At 70.6% G+C, this 21,454-nt stretch carries 20 protein-coding genes; 9 read left to right on the top strand and 11 right to left on the bottom strand.

Annotated elements, in window-relative coordinates; genetic code table 11:
- Entirely contained in the window at nt 1-981 is a 981-nt protein-coding gene (locus CIB93_RS20840; RefSeq protein ID WP_096628834.1) for an alpha-ketoacid dehydrogenase subunit beta, read from the top strand.
- A gap of 10 nt (nt 982-991) precedes the next feature.
- Nucleotides 992-2,431: a dihydrolipoamide acetyltransferase family protein gene (locus tag CIB93_RS20835; RefSeq protein WP_096628833.1), complete on the top strand. Its 1,440-nt coding sequence runs from the start codon at nt 992-994 to the stop codon at nt 2,429-2,431.
- Between the two features lie 59 nt (nt 2,432-2,490).
- Here the strand turns inward: CIB93_RS20835 and CIB93_RS20830 are convergent, their stop codons facing one another.
- A complete protein-coding gene (locus CIB93_RS20830; RefSeq protein WP_096628831.1) occupies nt 2,491-2,919 on the bottom strand; it encodes an ATP-binding protein in 429 nt (142 codons plus the stop codon).
- 212 nt (nt 2,920-3,131) lie between these two features.
- Between CIB93_RS20830 and CIB93_RS20825 the strand changes: the two genes are divergently transcribed.
- Both CIB93_RS20825 and CIB93_RS20820 read left to right on the top strand, forming a co-directional pair.
- Nucleotides 3,132-4,010 (top strand): helix-turn-helix transcriptional regulator, encoded by an 879-nt coding sequence (locus CIB93_RS20825; protein WP_096628830.1) that lies wholly within the window; start codon nt 3,132-3,134, stop codon nt 4,008-4,010.
- A 2-nt stretch (nt 4,011-4,012) separates the two neighbouring features.
- On the top strand, nt 4,013-4,198 hold the full coding sequence (locus CIB93_RS20820) for a DUF397 domain-containing protein (RefSeq protein ID WP_096628828.1): 186 nt from the start codon (nt 4,013-4,015) through the stop codon (nt 4,196-4,198).
- 101 nt (nt 4,199-4,299) lie between these two features.
- On the opposite strand, the gene CIB93_RS20815 is transcribed toward CIB93_RS20820, so the two are convergent.
- The 3 genes from CIB93_RS20815 to CIB93_RS20805 all read right to left on the bottom strand — a co-directional run bounded on the left by CIB93_RS20815 (nt 4,300) and on the right by CIB93_RS20805 (nt 6,312).
- Nucleotides 4,300-5,202: a D-alanyl-D-alanine carboxypeptidase family protein gene (locus CIB93_RS20815; RefSeq protein WP_096628827.1), complete on the bottom strand. Its 903-nt coding sequence runs from the start codon at nt 5,200-5,202 to the stop codon at nt 4,300-4,302.
- A gap of 88 nt (nt 5,203-5,290) precedes the next feature.
- Nucleotides 5,291-5,974: a cation transporter gene (locus tag CIB93_RS20810; protein ID WP_096628825.1), complete on the bottom strand. Its 684-nt coding sequence runs from the start codon at nt 5,972-5,974 to the stop codon at nt 5,291-5,293.
- Nucleotides 5,974-6,312, bottom strand: a complete 339-nt coding sequence (locus tag CIB93_RS20805) for a helix-turn-helix transcriptional regulator (RefSeq protein WP_096628824.1) — start codon at nt 6,310-6,312, stop codon at nt 5,974-5,976. Before CIB93_RS20805 ends, CIB93_RS20810 begins: the two co-directional genes overlap by 1 nt.
- Before the next feature lie 129 nt (nt 6,313-6,441).
- Between CIB93_RS20805 and CIB93_RS20800 the strand changes: the two genes are divergently transcribed.
- Together CIB93_RS20800 and CIB93_RS20795 are read left to right on the top strand one after the other, a co-directional pair.
- Nucleotides 6,442-7,125: a GntR family transcriptional regulator gene (locus CIB93_RS20800; protein WP_096628884.1), complete on the top strand. Its 684-nt coding sequence runs from the start codon at nt 6,442-6,444 to the stop codon at nt 7,123-7,125.
- The gene (locus CIB93_RS20795; RefSeq protein WP_096628822.1) at nt 7,122-8,429 is read left to right on the top strand and encodes a nitrate/nitrite transporter; all 1,308 of its coding nucleotides are present in this window, start codon (nt 7,122-7,124) and stop codon (nt 8,427-8,429) included. Before CIB93_RS20800 ends, CIB93_RS20795 begins: the two co-directional genes overlap by 4 nt.
- A gap of 34 nt (nt 8,430-8,463) precedes the next feature.
- Here the strand turns inward: CIB93_RS20795 and CIB93_RS20790 are convergent, their stop codons facing one another.
- Nucleotides 8,464-9,288: a maleylpyruvate isomerase family mycothiol-dependent enzyme gene (locus CIB93_RS20790; RefSeq protein WP_096628821.1), complete on the bottom strand. Its 825-nt coding sequence runs from the start codon at nt 9,286-9,288 to the stop codon at nt 8,464-8,466.
- Between the two features lie 198 nt (nt 9,289-9,486).
- Between CIB93_RS20790 and CIB93_RS20785 the strand changes: the two genes are divergently transcribed.
- Complete coding sequence (locus tag CIB93_RS20785; protein WP_096628819.1) at nt 9,487-10,281, top strand: carbon-nitrogen family hydrolase; 795 nt, start codon at nt 9,487-9,489, stop codon at nt 10,279-10,281.
- A gap of 67 nt (nt 10,282-10,348) precedes the next feature.
- On the opposite strand, the gene CIB93_RS20780 is transcribed toward CIB93_RS20785, so the two are convergent.
- Nucleotides 10,349-10,840 (bottom strand): LURP-one-related/scramblase family protein, encoded by a 492-nt coding sequence (locus CIB93_RS20780; protein WP_096628818.1) that lies wholly within the window; start codon nt 10,838-10,840, stop codon nt 10,349-10,351.
- Nucleotides 10,841-10,904: 64 nt separating this feature from the next.
- Here CIB93_RS20780 and CIB93_RS20775 point away from each other — a divergent pair, with 64 nt between their 5' ends.
- Complete coding sequence (locus CIB93_RS20775; protein ID WP_096628816.1) at nt 10,905-12,722, top strand: NHL domain-containing thioredoxin family protein; 1,818 nt, start codon at nt 10,905-10,907, stop codon at nt 12,720-12,722.
- A 46-nt stretch (nt 12,723-12,768) separates the two neighbouring features.
- Here the strand turns inward: CIB93_RS20775 and CIB93_RS20770 are convergent, their stop codons facing one another.
- The 5 genes from CIB93_RS20770 to CIB93_RS20750 all read right to left on the bottom strand — a co-directional run bounded on the left by CIB93_RS20770 (nt 12,769) and on the right by CIB93_RS20750 (nt 20,810).
- Nucleotides 12,769-13,494: a DUF4232 domain-containing protein gene (locus CIB93_RS20770; RefSeq protein WP_096628815.1), complete on the bottom strand. Its 726-nt coding sequence runs from the start codon at nt 13,492-13,494 to the stop codon at nt 12,769-12,771.
- 290 nt (nt 13,495-13,784) lie between these two features.
- Nucleotides 13,785-16,727, bottom strand: coding sequence for an AfsR/SARP family transcriptional regulator (locus CIB93_RS20765; protein WP_096628813.1), 2,943 nt, complete (start codon nt 16,725-16,727; stop codon nt 13,785-13,787).
- A 132-nt stretch (nt 16,728-16,859) separates the two neighbouring features.
- On the bottom strand, nt 16,860-18,158 hold the full coding sequence (locus CIB93_RS20760; RefSeq protein WP_096628812.1) for a M18 family aminopeptidase: 1,299 nt from the start codon (nt 18,156-18,158) through the stop codon (nt 16,860-16,862).
- Between the two features lie 87 nt (nt 18,159-18,245).
- A complete protein-coding gene (locus tag CIB93_RS20755) occupies nt 18,246-18,872 on the bottom strand; it encodes a Uma2 family endonuclease (RefSeq protein WP_096628811.1) in 627 nt (208 codons plus the stop codon).
- A 111-nt stretch (nt 18,873-18,983) separates the two neighbouring features.
- Nucleotides 18,984-20,810, bottom strand: a complete 1,827-nt coding sequence (locus CIB93_RS20750) for an acyl-CoA dehydrogenase (protein ID WP_096628810.1) — start codon at nt 20,808-20,810, stop codon at nt 18,984-18,986.
- 184 nt (nt 20,811-20,994) lie between these two features.
- Between CIB93_RS20750 and CIB93_RS20745 the strand changes: the two genes are divergently transcribed.
- Nucleotides 20,995-21,453, top strand: coding sequence for an SseB family protein (locus CIB93_RS20745; RefSeq protein WP_096628809.1), 459 nt, complete (start codon nt 20,995-20,997; stop codon nt 21,451-21,453).
- Nucleotide 21,454 lies beyond the last annotated feature (1 nt).

Below are 21,454 nucleotides of genomic sequence, written 5' to 3'. Positions count from 1 at the left end.
ATGGCCGTGGAAAAGATGTCCATCGCGAAAGCGCTCAACGAGTCGCTCCGCCTCGCCCTCGACACCGACCCCAAGGTCCTCATCATGGGCGAGGACGTCGGCAAGCTCGGCGGCGTCTTCCGTATCACCGACGGCCTCCAGAAGGACTTCGGCGAGGACCGGGTGATCGACACCCCGCTCGCCGAGTCCGGCATCGTCGGCACGGCGATCGGCATGGCCCTGCGCGGCTACCGCCCCATCGTCGAGATCCAGTTCGACGGCTTCGTCTTCCCCGCGTACGACCAGATCGTCACGCAGCTCGCGAAGATGCACGCCCGCGCGCTCGGCACGATCAAGCTGCCGGTCGTCATCCGTATCCCGTACGGCGGTGGCATCGGCGCGGTCGAGCACCACAGCGAGTCCCCGGAGGCGCTCTTCGCGCACGTAGCCGGGTTGAAGGTGGTCTCGCCCTCCAACGCGAACGACGCCTACTGGATGATGCAGCAGGCCGTCCAGAGCGACGACCCGGTCATCTTCTTCGAGCCCAAGCGGCGCTACTGGGACAAGAGCGAGGTCGACACCGACTCCATCCCGGGCCCGCTGCACAAGGCCGTCACCGTCCGCGAGGGCAGCGACCTGACGCTCGTCGCGTACGGGCCGATGGTGAAGGTCTGCCTGGAGGCCGCCGCGGCCGCGCAGGAGGAGGGCAAGTCGATCGAGGTCCTGGACCTGCGGTCGATGTCCCCGATCGACTTCGACGCCATCCAGACGTCAGTCGAGAAGACCGGCCGGCTGGTGGTCGTCCACGAGGCGCCCGTCTTCTACGGCTCCGGAGCGGAGATCGCCGCCCGCATCACCGAGCGCAGCTTCTACCACCTCGAAGCGCCGGTGCTCAGGGTCGGCGGCTACCACGCGCCCTACCCGCCGGCCAGGCTGGAGGAGGAGTACCTGCCAGGCCTGGACCGGGTGCTCGACGCCGTCGACCGCTCGCTGGCGTTCTGAGGAGAGGTTCGTGACGACGATGACTGAAACGTCTGCTCGTTTCCGTGAGTTCAAGATGCCCGACGTGGGCGAAGGACTGACCGAGGCCGAGATCCTCAAGTGGTTCGTCCAGCCCGGTGACACCGTCACCGACGGGCAGGTCGTGTGCGAGGTCGAGACGGCGAAGGCGGCCGTCGAGCTGCCGATCCCGTTCGACGGCGTGGTGCACGAGCTGCGCTTCCCCGAAGGTACGACGGTCGATGTCGGCCAGGTGATCATCTCGGTGGATGTGGCTCCGGGCAGCGAGGACGTGGCCCCGCTGCCCGCCCCCGCGCAGGAACCGGTGGCGGCCGCCACCGAGCCCGCCCCGGCCGAGGAACCGAAGGGCCGCACTCCGGTCCTGGTCGGCTACGGGGTCGCCGAGACCTCCACCAAGCGCCGCCCGCGCAAGGGGGCTTCGGCCGCTCCGGAGGCGGCTGCTGTCGCCGCGGCGGTACAGGCCGAGATGAACGGGCACGGGACTCCGGCGCCCGCTCCGGAGGCGGTGACCGCCCGCCCGCTGGCGAAGCCGCCGGTACGGAAGCTCGCCAAGGACCTGGGTATCGACCTGGCGACGGTGACCCCGACCGGCAAGGACGGGATCATCACCCGCGAGGACGTCCACGCGGCGGCGGCCCCGGCTGCCGAGGCTTCTCCGGCCGCGGCACCGTCGGTCCCGGTCTCCGAGCCGGTGACGGCGGCAGTCGAAGCCCCAGTGGCCTCGGCCTCCGCCCGCGAGACCCGTATCCCGGTCAAGGGCGTCCGCAAGGCGGTCGCCCAGGCGATGGTGGGCAGCGCGTTCACCGCTCCGCACGTCACCGAGTTCGTCACGGTCGACGTGACGCGCACGATGAAGCTCGTGGCGGAGCTCAAGGAGGACAAGGACATGGCGGGGGTGCGGGTCAACCCGCTCCTCATCATCGCCAAGGCCCTCCTCGTCGCGATCAAGCGGAACCCCGAGGTCAACGCCGCCTGGGACGAGGCCAACCAGGAGATCGTGCAGAAGCACTACGTCAACCTGGGCATCGCGGCCGCCACCCCGCGCGGCCTGATCGTGCCGAACATCAAGGACGCGCACGACAAGACGCTGCCGCAGCTCGCGGCGGCCCTGGGTGAGCTGGTCAGCACGGCCCGGGACGGCAAGACCTCCCCGGCCGCGATGGCGGGCGGCACGGTGACGATCACCAACGTCGGTGTCTTCGGCGTGGACACGGGCACCCCGATCCTGAACCCGGGCGAGTCCGCGATCCTGGCGGTCGGCGCGATCAAGCTCCAGCCGTGGGTCCACAAGGGCAAGGTGAAGCCGCGTCAGGTCACCACCCTGGCCCTGTCGTTCGACCACCGTCTGGTCGACGGCGAGCTGGGCTCCAAGGTGCTGGCCGATGTGGCGGCGATCCTGGAGCAGCCGAAGCGCCTGATCACCTGGGCGTAACGCGTTCTCTCGGTGGGCCCGTACGTTTCTTCGTACGGGTCCACCGGTGTTTCCGGGCGTCACCGTACGGAGAGCTGGGCGAACACGGCCTTCCCCACTGTGCGCGGCTCGACGCCCCAGTCGTCGGCGAGCTGAGCGACGATCAGGAGCCCGCGCCCGTAACAGTCGTCGGCGCCGGGCTGCCGGAGGCGGGGCAGCCGCTCGCCGCGCGGATCACTGACGGCGACCCGGAGGGCGACCTCGGTGAGGGCGAGGTGGACCCGGAAGAGCCGACCCCGGATGGCCCCGTGCAGCAGCGCGTTGGTGGCCAACTCGCTGACCAGGAGCGCCGCGTCACCGGCGAGCGACGGGTGACCCCACTGGAGGACGAGCCGAGCGGTGCGGTGCCGGCTGAGGGCGACGCTGTGCGCGGTGGGCGTGTGGTCGACGCGGTCCTCACGGAGGACGGGCTCGGGGGCGGGGGCTGAGATCTCCTGGGCTGCGGTCATGGTCGCGTGCCTCCGGGGGTGGGGTGGGCGGTGGCTCTGTCGCCGGCCGCGGTGGGCAGGGCGGTGCGCTTCCGCCGAATGACTCCGCTGTGCGAGCGGCGGAGTACTGAAAGTAGCCACCTCCAGTGGTGGGGGCAAGTGAAACGGGGACACTTGTCCCCATCGAGTGATGGTGGTCGACGTACCGTCCCGGAAAGCGGGACACTGAGGCGGTGAATCGAGCGACTCCGCAAGGCAACCGGTCGTCAACTGTCCTGGGCCGCAGGCTTGGTAGCGAGCTGCTGCGTCTGCGCGATGCGTCCGGCAAGACGCAGCAGCAGGCTGCCCAGGTCATCAGCGCGACCAACTCGAAGATCGTGAAGATGGAGCGAGGGTGGGTTCCGATGAGGGACCCGGACATCCGAACGCTCTGCGAGTTCTACGGTCTGGAGGACGCGAAGTCCGTCGGGCGGCTACTGGAGGTTGCCCGGGTGGACCGGGAGCGCCGTAAGGCGAAGGGCTGGTGGAACCAGTACCCGGAGCTGCGTTCCCTCGTCGAGTACGTCGCGCTCGAAGACATCGCAACAGGCGTCCGGACCTGGCAGGGGGCTTTCGTGCCGGGGCTGCTCCAGACCCCGGACTACGCCAGGGCGCTCGCAGTCGGGAACGCGGACTGGGGCGACCCGGACGAGATCGAGCGCTTCGTCGAAGCGAAGATCGCGCGGCAGGCGCGCCTCACGGACAGCAACCCCCTCGCGCTGTGGGCGATCGTCGGAGAGGGAGCCCTGCGACAACTGGTCGGCGGCCGCGAGGTGATGCGGGCTCAGCTGGCCCGTCTGGCAGAGGCTGCTGCCGAGCCAAATGTCACCGTGCAGGTTGTCCCCTTTCTCGCGGGCTCGCACCCTGGCATGACCAGCGCTTTCAGCATTGTCTCGTTCGCTGAACCCGGTGCGATGGACGTGGTCTACATGGACACGACGTCGTCTACCCTGTGGCTGGAGAGTGAGACGGATGCCGACCGCCACAACGTCACATTCGGGCGCATCGCCAGAAGCGGGCTCGCTCCCCGCGATTCCATCGCTCTCATAGGGCGTATTCGCAAGGAGTTGTAGCTGTGTCCCACTTCGAGTTCGTCAAGTCCAGCTACAGCAGTGGCAATGGCGAGTGCGTCGAGGTGGCCCGCAACATCCCCCCGACCGTCGCCGTCCGCGACTCCAAGCGCCCCGACGGCCCCGTCCTCACCGTCGCGCCCGCCGCGTGGGGCGCCTTCACGGCCGGTCTGCACCGGCAGCAGCCGTAGGCCGTAGGTACGGCGAAAGGGGCCCGGCGGTACGGCGAAGGGGCCCGGCCGCGGACACCGTGCGGGCCGGGCCCCTCGCTCGTACGCGCGGGCGAGGCGGGTTACTTCTTGAACCCGTAGTCCATGAGCTTCTTCGCGTCGGCGGTGCGGTTCGCCTCGGAGGACGACGTGAGCACCGTGCCGATGACCGTCTTGCCCTTGCGCGTCGCCGCGAAGACCAGGCAGTACTTGGAGGTCGGGCCGGAGCCGGTCTTGACGCCGGTCGCGCCGCTGTAACTGCTGAGCATCTTGTTGGTGTTGCTCCACGACATGTAGCGGTAGCCGCCGTTCTTCGTGGTCACCTTCTGCTTCGTCGACTTCGTCTTGACGATGGTGCGGAAGGTGGAGTTCTTCATCGCCTTGCTGGCGATCTTCGTCAGGTCGCGGGGGGTCGAGTAGTTCTTGCCACCCCCTATGCCGTCGAACGAGTCGAAGTGGGTGTTCTTCAGCTTGAGGCTCTTCGCCGTGGCGTTCATCTTGCCGATGAAGGACTTCACGCGGGCCGCACGGGTCTTGCCGGTGCCGAACTTGTCGGCCAGGGCATACGCGGCGTCGCAGCCTGAGGGGAGCATCAGGCCGTAGAGGAGCTGGCCCACGGAGACCTTGTCGCCGACGATCAGCCGCGCGGAGGAGGCGTTCTTGGAGACGATGTAGTCGCTGTAGGCCTTCTGGATCGTGACCTTCGACTTCAGGTTCACGTTCTTCTGCTGGAGCACCACCAGAGCGGTCATGATCTTGGTGGTGGAGCCAGTGGCCCGGCGGGTGTCCGCGGACTTGGTGAAGAGGGTCTTGCCGGTGCCGTCGTTCATCACGAAGCCGCCCTTGGCGACGATCTTCGGAGCCGGCGGCGGCGTGGCGGCGTGTGCCGTCGAGGCGAAGGCGCCGCTCGCGAGCACAGCACCCGCGGTGAGGGGCACGGTGCTCGTGACGGTGACGCGGTTGATGCGCTTGATGTCGATTTTCAACTGAACGCTCCAAATGCCCCTGATATGCGGCCACATAAGGGTGCCGCTCGGCGAGTGAGACGGTTGGCGCGGCGCAATGGATGCATCCCTAACGGGTGAATTTGCGCAGGCTTGACCTGACTCCCGGCGGAGGTGTGGCAGGGGCGCAGCAGGCCTTGCCCCGCCAGGCACCGCGGCCCTCCTTGGCCGCGATGACGGCGATGGCGAGGGCTGCGACGGGGTCGGCCCAGGACCAGCCGAGCGCGGCGTTGAGGACCAGGCCGACGAGCAGAACGGCGGAGAGGTATGTGCACAGGAGGGTCTGCTTCGAGTCCGCGACGGCGGAGGCGGACCCGAGCGCGCGTCCCGCCCTGCGCTGAGCGGCGGACAGGAACGGCATGATCGCGAGCGACAGCGCCGCGACGCCGATGCCGATGAGGGAGCGTTCGGCTTCGCTGCTCCCCGTCAGTGCCCGGACCGCGTCGGCGGCGACGTACGCGGCGAGCGTGAAGAACGACAGGGCGATGATCCGCAGGGCGGTGCGCTCCCGGGCCTCGCGGACCGCGTGCTCGCGGGCTGAGAACTGCCAGGCGACCGCGGCGGCCGAGGAGACCTCGATGACGGAGTCCAGGCCGAAGCCGATCAGTGCGGTGGAGGAGGCGATCGTTCCGGCGGTGAGGGCGACGACCGCCTCGATCACGTTGTAGACGATGGTGGCCGCTACCAGCAGGCGTATCCGGCGGGCGAGCGCGTCCCGGCGGGCCGGGGTGGGACCCGGCGACAGGGCGGTCATCAGCAGCAGCCCTTGGTCTCCGCGTCCGTGCAGGTGACGCGGTCCGTCTCGACGGCCACCACGGCGGCGCGCAGGTCGTCCAGTGCGCTGCCGAGGCGTTCGTCGGCCAGCTCGTAGCGCGTGCGGCGGCCGTCGGGCACGGTGACGACCAGCCCGCAGTCGCGCAGGCAGGCCAGGTGGTTGGAGAGCCGGGTGCGCGAGATGCCCAGGGCATCGGCGAGGTCGGAGGGGTACGCGGGGGCCTCGCGGAGAGCGAGCAGCAGGCGGCAGCGGATCGGGTCGGCGAGCGCACGGCCGAACCGCGCGAGCACCTCGATGTCGGAGGCGACAGTCAGCATGGAGCGACAGTACAGGAAATCCTGAATTCAGGAGATGGTGAACTATTGGTTCCTGGCGATCGGCCGTACCCCGGTCCAGAATCCGGACGAGGCCCTCGCATGCGTGCATGTTGTATCTATGCTGTGCGCATGCTCGCCGCGACCTCCGCCTCCGTACAGCCGACGCCCTCCTCCCTCAAGCGCCCGCCCGCCGCCGAACGCGTCTACACGCACATCAAGGAAGCGGTCCTGGACCGTCGCTACGAGGGCGGGACGCTGCTCACCGAGGGGGATCTCGCGGACGCGGTCGGGGTGTCCCGGACGCCCGTGCGGGAGGCGCTGCTGCGGCTGGAGGTCGAGGGGCTGATCAAGCTCTACCCGAAGAAGGGCGCCCTCGTACTGGCCGTCTCCGCCCAGGAGATCAAGGACGTGGTGGAGACCCGGCTGCTGGTCGAGGAGTTCGCGGCGCGCAAGGCCGTGCCCGCGTCGCCGCAGTTGATCGCCCGGCTCGAACAGCTCCTGGAGGAGCAGCGGGAGTTGGCGGAGGACGGCGATCTGGCGGCCGTGGCCGTCAAGGACCGGTGCTTCCACGCCGAGATCGTGGGACACGCGGGCAACGAGATCCTCTCGCGCCTCTACGACCAGCTGCGCGACCGTCAGCTGCGGATGGGCGTCGCGGTGATGGAGGCACACCCCGGCCGGATCGAGGCCAACATCACCGAGCACGGCGAGCTCCTGTCGGCGATCCGGGCAGGGGACGCCGAGGGGGCCGCGCAGGTCGTGCGGCGCCACGTCGGCCGGGTGCGGGTGCTGGTCCGGGGTGAGGACCGGTGAGTTCGGCCGCCCCCACGCTCTCCCTGCCCGGCGATCCACCCGGGGGGCGGCGCGCCGCCTGGGTCTGGGGCATCGGCGTCGCCGTCTACTTCGTCGCCATCATCTTCCGTACGAGCCTGGGCGTCGCCGGACTCGACGCCGCCGACCGGTTCGACGTCAACGCCTCCGCGCTCTCCACCTTCTCCATCCTCCAGCTCCTCGTCTACGCGGGCATGCAGATACCCGTCGGGCTGATGGTCGACCGGCTCGGCACCAAGAAGGTCCTCACCATCGGGGCCGTCCTGTTCACCGTCGGCCAGCTGGGCTTCGCGCTCGCCCCCTCGTACGGGATGGCGCTGGCCGCCCGCGCCCTGCTCGGCTGCGGGGACGCGATGACGTTCATCAGCGTGCTGAGGCTCGGCAGCCGCTGGTTCCCGGCCCGGCGCGGGCCGCTGATCGGCCAGGTCGCCGCGCTGTTCGGGATGGCGGGCAACCTCGTCTCGACGCTGTTCATCGCGCGGGCCCTGCACAGCTACGGGTGGACCACGACCTTCGTCGGGAGCTCGCTGGCAGGCGTCGTGGTGCTGGTGCTGCTCCTGCTGTTCCTCAAGGACCACCCCGAGGGCCACGAGCCGCCGCCCGCCGAGCACGCGGGCGCCTCGTACGTACGCAGGCAGATCGCCGCCGCCTGGCGGGAGCCCGGCACGCGGCTCGGAATGTGGGTGCACTTCACCACCCAGTTCCCGGCGATGGTGTTCCTGCTGCTGTGGGGGATGCCGTTCCTCGTCGAGGCGCAGGAGCTGAGCCGGGGAACGGCGGGCACGCTGCTCACGCTGGTCGTGCTGTCCAACATGGTGGTGGGGCTCGTCTACGGGCAGATCGTCGCCCGGCACCACGAGGCCCGGGCCCCGATCGCGCTGGGCACGGTGGCGACGACGGCCCTGCTCTGGGCCTCAGCGATCTTCTACCCGGCCCAGCACACGCCGATGTGGCTGTTGGTCGTGCTGTGCCTGGTCCTCGGCGCCTGCGGGCCCGCCTCGATGATCGGCTTCGACTTCGCCCGGCCGGCCAATCCGCCCGAGCGCCAGGGCACGGCCTCGGGGATCGTCAACATGGGTGGCTTCATCGCCTCGATGACCACGCTGTTCGCCGTCGGGGTGCTGCTGGACGCGACGGGCGACAACTACCGCGTCGCGTTCGCCTCGGTCTTCGTCCTGGAGGCGCTCGGTGTCACCCAGATCCTGCGGCTGCGCCGACGTACGGCGCTGCGGGAACGCGACCACCATGTGGTCAGCCGTGTCGAGGCCGTGCACGTGCCCGCGTAGCCCCTCCCGATACGCGGGCACGGCCCCCGGGCGGCTACGGCGTGACGGCGAAGTTGTCCAGGATCGCGGCGGCCAGCTCCTGATCGCCCTCGATCTTGATCCGGTCGGCGACGGCCGCGGGACGGACCCGGCCGCAGGCGAGGCGGACGTACGTCTCCCAGTCGAGCGACAGCGTCGCGGCGGGGCCGAGCGAAGGCGCACCGTCTATCGAACCGCGGCCCTCGGCGTCGACGCGTACCGTCCGCAGGAACTCCACCGGACCGTGTACATCGAAGACGACCGCCGAATTGGCGGGGGCGCCCGCGTTCTTGGCGACCACCTTCGGCAGCCCGAGGAGCAGGGTGTCCCGGGCGATCAGCGCGCCGGGAGAGTCGAGGTTGCCCGGCTGCCCGAGCGTCGTGCGCAAGTCCTGCTCGTGCACCCAGACGTCGAAGGCCCGCATGTGCAGCGCCACTTCGAGGGTCTGCTCGGCGCCGAGCGGGGCGCGGACCATGGTCTCGGGGGTGCGCGACTCGTTGCGGAGCTGCCGGGCCCGGCGGATGAGGACGTACTCCAGCTCGGAGGTCATCTCCGGGGCGGTGTGGTGACGCCGGACGTCGACCTGCATCTCCATGTAGCGGGCGAAGTCGCTCTGCACGTGGTAGAGGTCGCGCGGCAGGGTGTGGATCGGGCGGGGATCGCCGAGCATCTCGCACTCCATGCCGATGACGTGCGACACGATGTCGCGCACCGACCATCCCGGGCAGGGCGTACGGCGGTTCCACTCGCTCTCGGCGAGGGGCGCCACCAGCTCGGCTATCGCCTCGATGGCGTGGGTCGCGGCGTCTGCGTAGTTCTGGAGGCTGGGATGGACGGTCACGGGACCCCTCGTGCGGTTCTGCGGTGCATGGGCTGGAGAGCAGGAGTGCTGGCGGGTGGGCGGGCACTGACGGCGCTGTCGGCGGGCTGCGTGGGAGGTTCGGTGGCTAAGTTACGCTGCGAGCAGGCACCCCGGCAGTGCTTTCGTGTGACGATCGTAGGCCTGTGTTGACGGCTCGAATGCCAGGACGGTGGTAGTGTGCGCGCCTCCCTCATCCAGATCGCAGTAGACCTGGAGGAATCGGTCAATTCCCGCCGGGAGCGGGTGGCCTCTCTGGTCACCGCCCAGCGGGGAGTCGACCTGGTGGTCCTCCCCGAGCTGTGGCCGGTCGGCGCCTTCGCCTACCAGGCCTTCGCCGAGGAGGCCGAACCCCTTCAGGGCCCCACCCACGACGTGATGGCGAAAGCGGCCGCCGAGGCGGGCGTCTGGCTGCACGCCGGTTCGTTCGTAGAGCGCGCCGAGGACGGCACGCTCTACAACACCAGCCTCGTCTTCTCCCCCCAGGGAGAGCGCTCGGCGGTGTACCGCAAGATCCACCGCTTCGGCTTCGACCAGGGCGAGGCGGTCATGATGGGCGCGGGCGAGGAACTGGTGACCGTCACCCTGCCGCAGACGACCCTGGGCCTCGCCACCTGCTACGACCTCCGCTTCCCGGAACAGTTCCGCGGGCTCGTCGACGCGGGCGCCGAGACGCTCGTCGTGGCGGCGGGCTGGCCCGAGCGCCGCCGCGCCCACTGGACACTCCTGGCCCAGGCCCGCGCAGTGGAGAACCAGGCGTACGTCCTCGCCCTCGGCACGGCGGGCACCCACGCGGACGTCCCGCAGGCCGGGCACAGCATCGTCGTCGACCCCTGGGGCGAGGTACTGGCCGAAGCCGGACCGGACGAGGAGATCCTCACCGTCGAGTTCGACCCGTCGAAGGTCCACACGACCCGGGAACAGTTCCCGGCCCTGAAGGACCGCCGCCTGGGGCTGACGCCGCCGCGCCTGTGAGCTTCTCGCGGTGTCATGGGGGGTCGTTGTTTCACGTGAAACAACGACCCCCCGCGCGGGAACGGTGTCAGCCCTCGGTCTCCTTGTCCGCCAGCACGATCACGCACATCGCCACCCCGATGAGCAGCGCGGCGTCGGCGTCGTCGCGGACGACGTCGATGCCGTACGTGTCCCGGATCGTCAGCCAGCGGCGCGAGATCTGGGCCAGCAGTTCACCGTCGTACTCGATGGCGAACTCGCGGTCCAGGATCTTGCCGCTGACGTCCAGCTCCGTGCCGTCCACCAGCGTCACGCGGTAGTGGTTGCGGAGCAGGGACAGCCGCTTGCGTTTGACCTTGGCCAGCTCCTCGCCGCCGCGCTCGATGAGCATCGTGTCGCGCAGGCTGATCAGCTTCTGGCGCAGCTCGATCAGGACCCGGCCGTCGGCGTCCTTGAGCTCGAAGGTGTCGCGCAGCCGCATCGCCTTGCCGTCGACCAGGAACACCTTGCGGCCCTCGGTGTCCTCGATCCAGTAGTCGTCACCGATGGCGAACAGCCGCTCCCGCACAACAAGTCTCATGCGACACAGGTTCCCCCGGGGCCCGGCGGAATGCGCGCAGGCGGCCACGGTGTTGACTGGTGGCATGGCAACCCGTGCACGCGTCCGCGCCCCCGAACTCATCGGCAAGGGCGGCTGGCTGAATACAGGCGACCGGCAGTACACCCTCGCTGACCTGCGAGGGCGCATCGTCATTCTCGACTTCTGGACGTTCTGCTGTGTGAACTGTCTGCACGTCCTGGACGAGCTGCGCGAGCTGGAGGAGAAGCACCGCGACACCGTGGTGATCATCGGCGTCCACTCGCCGAAGTTCGTCCATGAGGCCGAGCACCAGGCCGTCGTGGACGCCGTGGAGCGCTACGAGGTCCACCATCCCGTCCTCGACGATCCCGAGCTGGCCACCTGGAAGCAGTACGCCGTACGGGCCTGGCCGACGCTCGTCGTCATCGACCCCGAGGGCTATGTCGTCGCCCAGCACGCGGGCGAGGGGCACGCCCACGCCATCGAGAAGCTCGTTGCGGAGCTGGAGGCCGAGCACGCCGCCAAGGGCACGCTCCGCCGCGGCGACGGCCCCTACGTCGCGCCCGAGCCCGTCGCCACGCATCTGCGCTTCCCGGGCAAGGCGATGCTCCTGCCCGACGGGGGCTTCCTCGTCTCCGACACCACCCGGCACCGTCTGGTCGAGCTGGACGCGGACGGCGAGACCGTACGGCGGCACTTCGGGACGGGCGAGCGCGGTCTCGGCGACGGCGGCCCGGACGAGGCCCGGTTCAGCGAACCGCAGGGGCTCGCTGCCCTCCCCGACGGGCGCATCGCCGTCGCGGACACCGTCAACCACGCGATCCGGGCCCTCGACCTCACGACCGGGGTGACCAGCACCCTCGCCGGGACGGGCCGGCAGTGGTGGCAGGGGAATCCGACCAGCGGTCCGGCGCGCGAGGTGGACCTCTCCTCGCCGTGGGACATCGCCTGGTTCGGCGACCGGTTGTGGATCGCCATGGCGGGCGTGCACCAACTGTGGACGTACGACCCCGAGGGCCGGACCGTGCGTGTCGCCGCCGGGACCACCAACGAAGGTCTGGTCGACGGACCGGCCGCCGAGGCCTGGTTCGCCCAGCCGTCCGGGCTGGCCGTCTCCGCCGACGGCGAGCGGCTCTGGGTCGCCGACTCGGAGACCTCCGCGCTGCGGTACGTCGACCGCGACGGGAACGTCCACACGGCCGTCGGCACCGGGCTCTTCGACTTCGGCCACCGCGACGGGGCCGCCGACCAGGCGCTCCTGCAACATCCGCTCGGCGTGACCGCGCTGCCCGACGGGTCCGTCGCGATCAGCGACACGTACAACCACGCGCTGCGCCGCTACGACCCGGCATCAGGTGAGGTCACCACCCTCGCCACCGATGTCCGCGAGCCCAGCGACGCGTTGCTGGTCGACGGCGATCTGGTCGTCGTCGAGTCCGCCCGCCACCGGCTGACCCGGCTCCGCCTGCCCGAAGAGGCGGTCCGGGTCGCCGAACAGGCGCACCGCACCCAGCGGGCGGCCACCGAGATCGCCCCGGGAACCCTCCGTCTCGACGTGGTCTTCCAGGCGCCCGCCGGACAGAAGCTGGACACCCGCTACGGGCCCTCGACCCGGCTGCTGGTCTCCGCGACCCCGCCCGAGCTGCTGGCGGACGGGGTCGGCGCGGGCACCGACCTGGGGCGTGACCTGGTCCTCGCGGACGGGGTCTCCGAGGGCGTCCTGCACGTCTCCGCGATGGCGGCGTCCTGCGACGACGACCCGGCCAACGAGTACCCGGCCTGCCATGTCCACCAGCAGGACTGGGGCGTTCCGGTGCGCGTCACCGCCGACGGCACCGCCCGGCTGGCGCTGGTCCTGGCAGGGATGGACAGCCCTGCCTGACGGCGGATCGCTTGACGGCTCCGACGGCTCCGACGGTTCTGACGGCTCAGAACTCGTCGGCGCCGTTGCGCAGCTCGGTGGTCCAGTAACCGGTGGCCCACTTCTGCGGGTTGACGGCGAGGCCTTCGGGGGCGGGAGACTTCACGACCGCCATCCCGCCGCCGTTGGCCTTCAGCGTCACCGTGAACTCCTTCACCGTCTCGGTGCTCTCCTTCCGGCCGCCCTCGGACATGCGCACCGCGGCATAGGCGGACTGACCCGGCTCCAGGATCACCGGGGCCTCCGGCCTGCTCTTGGCTACGGGCGGGACGATGCCGCGAGCGTTGTCCAGGAAGTGGATGTGCGGGTACTCCTTCATCTCGCAGCCGGCGCCGGAGGTGTTCTTCGCGGTCAGCGTGAGGTGGGTGTAGGGCGGGCCGTCCTGCCGCTCGGCGGTGATCTTCAGGCCCTGCGCGGTGCAGAGGGGGGCGGAGGCCTGGGAAGTGCCGCCGGTGGAGCCGGTGGTGCCTGCCGTGCCGGAGTTCCTGGCCGTGCTGGCGGCCTGCTCGGTGCCGGTGCCCGTTTCGACGGACCCCGTCGTGCCGGTCTCCTCGGCGTCGTCCGCGGCCTTCCCGGAGTCGGGGGTCTGTGCGGCGACCGTCACGGAGCCACTGCCGGCCGGACCGGCGGACTTGGTGCCGGTGCCGTCCCCGCCGCAGGCGGTGAGGGCGAGGGCCAGGACGGCGGTGGTCGCGGCGGCCAGAACGGTGCTGCGGTTGCGGTGGTTGCGCACGGAGACTCCCCCGGAAGTGGTGGTGAGGCGACGCCTGGTCAAGACGGCTGCCCCGGATTGCTGACGGGAATGACTCTGCCCGCCGCCGCTCACGTATCGCTGTCGCGCCGCTGACGTCCGGCTGACGTACGGGGCTGAGTGCTGTGCGGTCCGCTTCACGCCCCTGTGCGACGAGTCCCGTACTTCGGCTGACATACGCGTCCATGCGCCGTGCGCTCCGCCTTGCCGCGCCTCGTTCGGCCCCCGGCGCGTGGCCCCCGTGCCCCGTCCGGCCCGGGTGCGGGGGCCGCTCACCCCTCGTCGGAGAGCCGCCTGAGCGCCTGCTCGTGCCGTCGCCGGTAGTCCGTCCGCGCCGTCACGCGCAGCAGCGCCTCCAGCGCCCGTACGGCCCCCTCGTCGTAGCCGGCGCGTTCCGCCTCCTCCGCCGCCAGGTCCAGCAGCCGTATGCCCTCGTCCTCCTCGCCGAGCGCGAGGCGAGCCTCGCCGCTGATGGCCAGCAGCAGGGTCCGGCGGGCCACCTCCTCGTGCTCGGGGCCCAGGTCGAGAGCCGTCCGGGCGGACACGAGGGCCTCCTCGGGGCGGCCTGCGGTGAGCCGCATCCGGGCGAGGTGCTGGAGGCCGAGCATCTCGGTGTGCCGGTCCGCCTCCGTACGGGCCAGCTCAACAGCCCGTAGGCACCCCTCCTGTGCCGTGTCCAGATCGCCCAGTTCGGCCTGGACGACTGCCAGGTTGATCAGCGCGGTCGCCTCGCCCAGCGGGTCGTCGGCCTCGCGGGCGAGCAGTGGCGAGCGCTCCAGCAGGGCTGCGGCCTCGGCGGTCCGGCCCTCCTCCGTCAGCACCCAGCCGAGCAGGGTCAGCACCCGGGATTCGGCGTACGTGTCCTTGCCCGCGCGCGCCGAGTCCAGCGCCAGCTCCAGCAGCGGGGCCCAGCTGTCCCGTACCCGCCACACCACCTGCGGCCACTGGAGCAGGATGATCCGCCAGGCCCGGTCGTGGAGACCGGCGTCCCGGGCGGCGGCCGCGGCCAGCGCCAGGTCGTCGCGTTCGGCGGCCAGCCAGCGCATCGCCGCCGTACGGTCGGCGAAGTCCCGTACGGAGGTGGGTCGGCGGTAGTCGTCCGGCAGGACGAAGCAGGGCTCACCGCCGGGCTCCGCGGTGTCGGCGGCGGCCAGGGCGGTGGCGATGTAGTGGTCGAGGACGTCTGCCAGGGCCTCGGGCCCGGCGGCCGGGTCGAGGCCGCGCGCGTACAGGCGCACCAGGTCGTGCAGCACCCAGCGCCCGGGGGCGGTCTCGGCGACGAGGTGGGCCGCGGCCAGCCGCTCCAGCGCGGCGGCGGCGGTGACCGGGTCCGTCCCCGCCAGTGCGGCGGCCGCGTACGGGTCGAAGCGGGAGCCGGGGTGGTGACCGAGCCGGGCGAACTGGTGGACCGCGTCGGGCGGCAGGTGCTGGACGGTCAGCCGCAGGGCGGCCGCGACCCCGGTGTCGTCCACGTCGAGGCAGGCCAGTCGGCCGTGTTCGTCGGCCAGTTCGTCGGCCATCGCGGCGAGCGTCCAGCGCGGGCGTCCGGCCAGCCGGGCGGCGGTGACGCGCAGGGCGAGCGGCAGTCCGCCGCAGAGCTCGGCGAGCCGGCGGGCCGCCACCGGTTCGGCGCGGACCCGTTCCTCGCCGAGCACACCGGCGAGCAGGGCCGTCCCGTCGCGGGGTTCGAGAGTGTCGACCGGGACGGGCCGGGCGGCGTCCGACGCGATCAGCCCCTCCAGCCGATGGCGGCTGGTGACCAGCGTGACGCAGCCGCTGCCGCCTGGGAGCAGCGGCCTTACGGTGGCGGAGTCGCGGGCGTTGTCGAGGATCACCAGCAGTCTGCGCCGGTTCGTCAGCGACCGGAAGAGCGCGGCGGCCGCCGGGACGGACTCCGGAACGCGGCGGGGTGCGACACCGAGCGCGAGGAGGAACTCCCGCAGTACGTCGATGTGCGCGGCTTCCCCGGTCTCCCCGGCCTCGCTGAACCCGCGCAGATCGGCGAAGAGCCGCCCGTCCGGGAAGAGATCGGGGCCGCGGTGCGCCCATTGGAGGGCCAGCGTGGTCTTGCCCACCCCGGCGGGCCCGGTGACCAGGCAGACGGGCCCCTCGCCCGCTGCCGCCCGGGTGAGCGCGGCCAGTTCGGGCCCGCGCCCGTGGAAGCCGCGGGGGGCCCGGGGCAGGAGGTCGGCGGGGGCGGATGCCTCGGGTCCGGGGCCGCCCATGGGCACCGGCACGGTCGCCGGCACGAGCCGGGGTCCGTCCCCGTCCCCGCCTCCGGGCGCGGGCGCGGGACCGCTCGGGAGCTCGGGCGGGAACCGGGGCGTGGATTCGTCCCCGAGCACGGGCGTGGGCCGGGGTGCGGGGACGCTTCCGTGCCTGAGCACACGGTCAGCCCCGGCCGCACCGTTCGCCTCCAGCACAGCGTCCGTCCCGGCCCCACCGTCCACCTCGGACACGGCGTCCGTGGCCGCGCGCTCGGGCGTCCCGCGCAGGATCAGCGCGTACGCGTCGGCGAGTTCCTGGCCCGGGTCGATGCCCAGCTCGTCCGCGAGCAGCCGTCGCGTGTGGTGGAAGCGGTCCAGCGCCTCCGACTGGCGCCCGGACCGGTACAGAGCCAGCATCAGCGCCGCGGCCAGCGACTCCCGCAGCGGGTGGGCCGTCGTCTCCGCCGCCAGCAGGGCCGCCGCGTGGTGGTGCTCGCCCAAGGCCCCGTACGCACGGGCCAGATGCTCCAGTGCCGTCAGCCGGGACTCCTCCAGCGAGTGCGCGGCCGCTCTCAGCGGCGGCCCGGCGAGAGCTCCGCCGAGCGCCGGGCCCTGCCACAGGGAGAGGGCTTCCTTGAGCATCAGGACCGTGTCGGTGGGGGAACGTTGCTCCCGCGCCAGCAGCAGCAGCTCCTCGAACCGCTGGGAGTCCAGCAGGGTTTCCGGCATCCGCAGGACATACGCGTCGTCGAGCGTGACGAGCTCGACCCCGTATGCCTCCGCGCCCGCCAGCAGCGCGCGAAGCCGGGAGACGTGCCCCTGGATGACGCTGCGGGCATGCCGTGGGGGCTCGTCGTCCCAGAGGGAGTCCGTCAGCCTGCCGATGGATACAGGGGTGTTGGCCGACATCAGAAGCGCGGCCAGCAGGCTGCGCCGTTTGGCGGGCCCGAGCGGCAGCGGCCCGGCGTGCGTTTCGACAGAGACCGTGCCGAGCAGCCGGAACTCCACGAGCGGCTTTCCTTCCGGGGGTGCGCCCGCGCCGGGGGCGCGGGGATCCGCCCCAGAATATCGGGGCCGCCCGCGACCCGGCGCCGGTCATGCCTGGTCGACGCCGGTTTTCGGCCGTCGGGCGGCGGCGGGTCAGCCCGCCAGGAACGCCGTGAGCGCGTTCGCCAGCAGATACGGGTCGTCCGCGCCGCACAGCTCACGCGCGCTGTGCATGGAGAGGATCGCGACGCCGATGTCCACGGTCTGGATGCCGTGCCGGGCCGCGGTGATCGGACCGATCGTCGTGCCGCAGGGCATCGCGTTGTTGGAGACGAAGCTCTGCCAGGGCACGCCCGCCTTCTCGCAGGCCGCGGCGAACACCGCGCGGCCGCTGCCGTCGGTGGCGTACCGCATGTTGACGTTCACCTTGAGGATCGGACCGCCGTTGGCGACCGGGTGGTGCGTCGGGTCGTGCCGCTCCGCGTAGTTGGGGTGCACGGCGTGGCCGGTGTCGGAGGAGAGGCAGACCGTCCCGGCGAAGGCGCGGGCGCGGTCCTCGTACGTACCGCCGCGCGCGAACACCGAGCGCTCCAGCACCGATCCGAGCAGCGGCCCCTCCGCCCCGGTGTCGGACTGGGAGCCGTTCTCCTCGTGGTCGAACGCCGCCAGCACCGGGATGTACGGGATCTCGGCGTCGGACTGCCCGGCCACGGCGGCCAGGGCGGCGGTCGCGGCGTGCACCGAGAGGAGGTTGTCCATCCGGGGCCCGGCCACCAGCTCCCGGTCCCGGCCCAGGTAGGACGGCGGCTCGATGGCGTGCGGCATCAGGTCCCAGCCGGTGACCTCCTCGGCGTCGACGCCCGCCTCCTCGGCGACGAAGCGGATGAGGTCGCCCTCCTCCACATCGCCGAGCCCCCAGATCGGCTGCATGTGCTTCTGCCGGTCGAGCTTGAGCCCCTCGGTGTTGGCCGACCGGTCCAGGTGGACGGCGAGTTGCGGCACCCGCAGCAGCGCCCGGTCGATGTTGACCAGCCGGTGGGTGCCGTCCCGCAGTGAGATCCGCCCGGCCAGGCCCAGGTCCCGGTCGAGCCAGGTGTTGAGCAGCGTGCCGCCGTAGACCTCGACGGCGATCTGGCGCCAGCCGTGCGCCCCGGTGTCGGGCAGCGGCTTCACCCGCAGGTTCGGGGAGTCGGTGTGCGCCCCCGCGATCCGGAACGGGGTGTGCGCCTTCGCGCCCTCCGGCACGTACCAGGCGACGATCGCCCCGCCGCGCAGCACGTACTTCCCGCCCGCCGACGCGTCCCAGGCGGCGGTCTCCTCGACCTGCCGGAACCCGGCCTCCTCCAGCCGGGCGGCGGAGTTGGCGACGGCGTGGTACGGGGACGGGCTGGCTGCCAAGAAGGTCATCAGATCATCGGTGTGCGCACGGTCGAACCGGAGGGGAGAACTCATGTTCCTCACTGTAGCGAGGACTGGGGGTCCGGTATCCGGTGACCGGGGAGATCCGTGGGTCTCCAGGACCGTGGCCCGATCCGTGGCCTACAGCTCGTCGATCGCGGTCAGGTCGATGTCGATGTCGTACGGGGCGGAGAGCTTGAGCCGGTCGTGGTGGACGCCGGTGGAGACGTAGCTCTTGTTGACCGGGTCGAGCTCGTAGGTGATGACCATGGGGCGATCGTTCTCGCCGGTCATCTCGACCAGCCAGAAGTGCTGGATGCCCGCAGCCGCGTACTTGTGCGGCTTGGTGTCCCGGTCGCGGTCCTCGGAGTCGGGCGAGACGACCTCGACGGCCAGGATGACGTCGGAGGCTTCGTAGCGGGTGGTGCGCTGGTCGCCGTCCGCTTCGGCGGTCACCACGAGGAGGTCGGGCTCTGGGGCATTGCGCTTGTTGAGCACGACGGCCATCTCTCGGCGCACTCGCAGGTCGTTCGGCACGTGCTGCCGCAGCCCCTGCTCCAGCAGATACATCGCCAGCGTGTGGAACTTCCGCTGCGGACTCACGAAGACCAGGCTCCCGTCGATCAGCTCTGTGTGCGGCGGGAGGTCCTCAAGCGTGAAGAGATCGTCCACGGTGTAGCCGTCCGCAGGCGGGACCGGCCACTTGGAGCCGTCCGGCTGGCGGTGCAGCGATTCGGGCAGTGCCTCGGCGGTCATGGTTCCTCCCATGGACGGGATTCTGGGCCGTGCACTCAGCGTACCCAGCTGATACGACAGTGCCGCCACCCGAACGAATTCCGGATGGCGGCACTGGTTGACGCACTGATGAGGTGCGAGGTCCTAGAAAGCGGCCTCGTCCAGCTCCATCAGGGAGTTGTCGACGGACTCGGCGAGCGCGCGCTCGGTCGAGACGCCCGGCAGGACGTTCGCGGCGAAGAACTTCGCGGCGGCGATCTTGCCCTGGTAGAAGGCGACGTCCTTGGCGGCGGCGGTCGGCAGCTTCTCCGCCGCCACTGCCGCGCCCTTGAGCAGCAGGTAGCCGACGACGACATCGCCGGAGGCCATCAGCAGGCGGGTCGTGTTGAGCCCGACCTTGTAGATGTTCTTGACGTCCTCGCCGGTCGCGGTGAGGTCGGTGATCATCGTGCCGACGATCGCCTCCAGGTCCACGGCCGCCTTGGCGAGCGAGTCCAGCGCCGGGGCCAGCTCCTCGTTGCCGTGGTTGCTCGCGAGGAACTTCTTGATCTCCTCGGAGAGCGTGTTGAGCGAGGCGCCCTGGTCGCGGACGATCTTCCGGAAGAAGAAGTCCTGGCCCTGGATGGCCGTGGTGCCCTCGTAGAGGGTGTCGATCTTGGCGTCCCGGATGTACTGCTCGACCGGGTACTCCTGGAGGTAGCCGGAGCCGCCGAAGGTCTGGAGCGACTGCGCGAGCTGCTCGTAGGACTTCTCGGAGCCGTAGCCCTTCACGATCGGCAGCAGGAGGTCGTTGAGGCCGTTCAGCGCCTTGGCGTCCTCGCCCGCGGCCTCCTTCTCCTGGATCGCGTCCTGGACCGAGGCCGTGTAGAGCACGAGGGAGCGCATGCCCTCGGCGTACGCCTTCTGCGTCATGAGGGAGCGGCGCACGTCCGGGTGGTGCGTGATGGTGACCTTGGGCGCGGTCTTGTCCATGAAGTTCGCCAGGTCCGGACCCTGGACGCGCTCCTTGGCGTACTCCAGCGCGTTCAGGTAGCCCGTGGAGAGTGTGGCGATGGCCTTCGTGCCCACCATCATGCGGGCGAACTCGATGATGCGGAACATCTGGCGGATGCCGTCGTGCTTGTCACCGATCAGCCAGCCCTTGGCGGGGTGCTGGTCGCCGAACGTCATCTCGCAGGTGTTGGAGGCCTTGAGGCCCATCTTGTGCTCGACGTTCGTCGCGTACACACCGTTGCGCTCGCCCAGCTCGCCGGTGGTCCAGTCGAAGTGGAACTTCGGGACCATGAAGAGCGAGAGGCCCTTGGTGCCCGGTCCCGCGCCCTCGGGGCGGGCCAGCACGTAGTGGATGATGTTCTCGGACATGTCGTGCTCGCCCGAGGTGATGAAGCGCTTCACGCCCTCGATGTGCCAGGAGCCGTCCTCCTGCTGCACGGCCTTCGTCCGGCCGGCACCGACGTCCGAACCGGCGTCCGGCTCGGTCAGCACCATCGTCGAGCCCCACTGCTTCTCGACGGCGATCTCCGCGATCTTCTTCTGCTCCTCGTTGCCCTCCTCGAAGAGGATGCCGGCGAACGCCGGGCCGGAGGAGTACATCCACACGGCCGGGTTCGAGCCGAGCAGCAGCTCCGCGTAGCCCCAGATCAGGGAGCGCGGGGAGGTGGTGCCGCCGATCTCCTCGGGCAGGCCCAGGCGCCAGTACTCGGAGTCCATGAAGGCCTGGTACGACTTCTGGAAGCTCGCCGGGACCGGTGCCGTCTTGGTCTCCGGGTCGAAGACCGGCGGATTGCGGTCGGCGTCGGCGAAGGAGTCGGCGAGCTCGTTCTCCGCGAGGCGGGCGATCTCCTCCAGGATGCTCTTCGCGGTGTCGACGTCCATCTCCGCGAACGGACCGGTGCCGTACAGCTTGTCGCGCCCGAGGACCTCGAAGAGGTTGAACTCGATGTCGCGGAGATTCGACTTGTAGTGCCCCATGGGAAGGCTCCGTAATCAATAGCAGTGGCGCACAGCGCCCCGGGGAGTGATGCGGGTCGGGCGACAGGCAGGCGTTCGGTACAGAGAGACGTGGGTGTGTCAGCTGACCTCTACGATGATGCTACCCGTCAGTAATAAGGCGCAACCCCTCAAGCCGTAGATGTGTCCGATTACTCTTTGCAGCATGTACGGCTACGACCAGAACCCTGGTGCTCAGCAGCAGATGGGTCAGATGGGCCAGATGGGCGGCGGCTACGCGGAGCAGCCGCTGTATCCCGAACCCTCACCGCCCTCACTGGCCGACGCGGTACGGGCCTTCACCACCGGCTCCCTCTCCGCGGAGGACTTCCAGCAGATCTTCGCCTCGTCGAAGGTCTACTGCCCGCGCGGTGACAACCCCGGCTTCCTCGCCCTGCACAACACGCAGCAGCCGGTGATCCCGATGTTCACCACGCTCAAGGAGCTGCGGCTGTACGCGGGCAAGGACTCCAAGTACTTCGTGATCACCGGGGCCGAGGTGATCGACCTGCTCCCGACGGGCTACGGCTTCGTCCTGGACATGGAGGGTGACCACCGGATGGTCTTCGACGCCAAGGCCGTGGAGCAGATGGTCGACTTCGCGATGCGTCGTATGTACGGGTAGG

Origin of the sequence: Streptomyces sp. WZ.A104 (assembly GCF_002382885.1) — a bacterium.
Classification (GTDB): Bacteria; Actinomycetota; Actinomycetes; order Streptomycetales; family Streptomycetaceae; genus Streptomyces.
The sequence above is the reverse complement of the archived record's forward strand: the minus strand, read 5'-3'. Positions and strand labels throughout refer to the sequence as shown.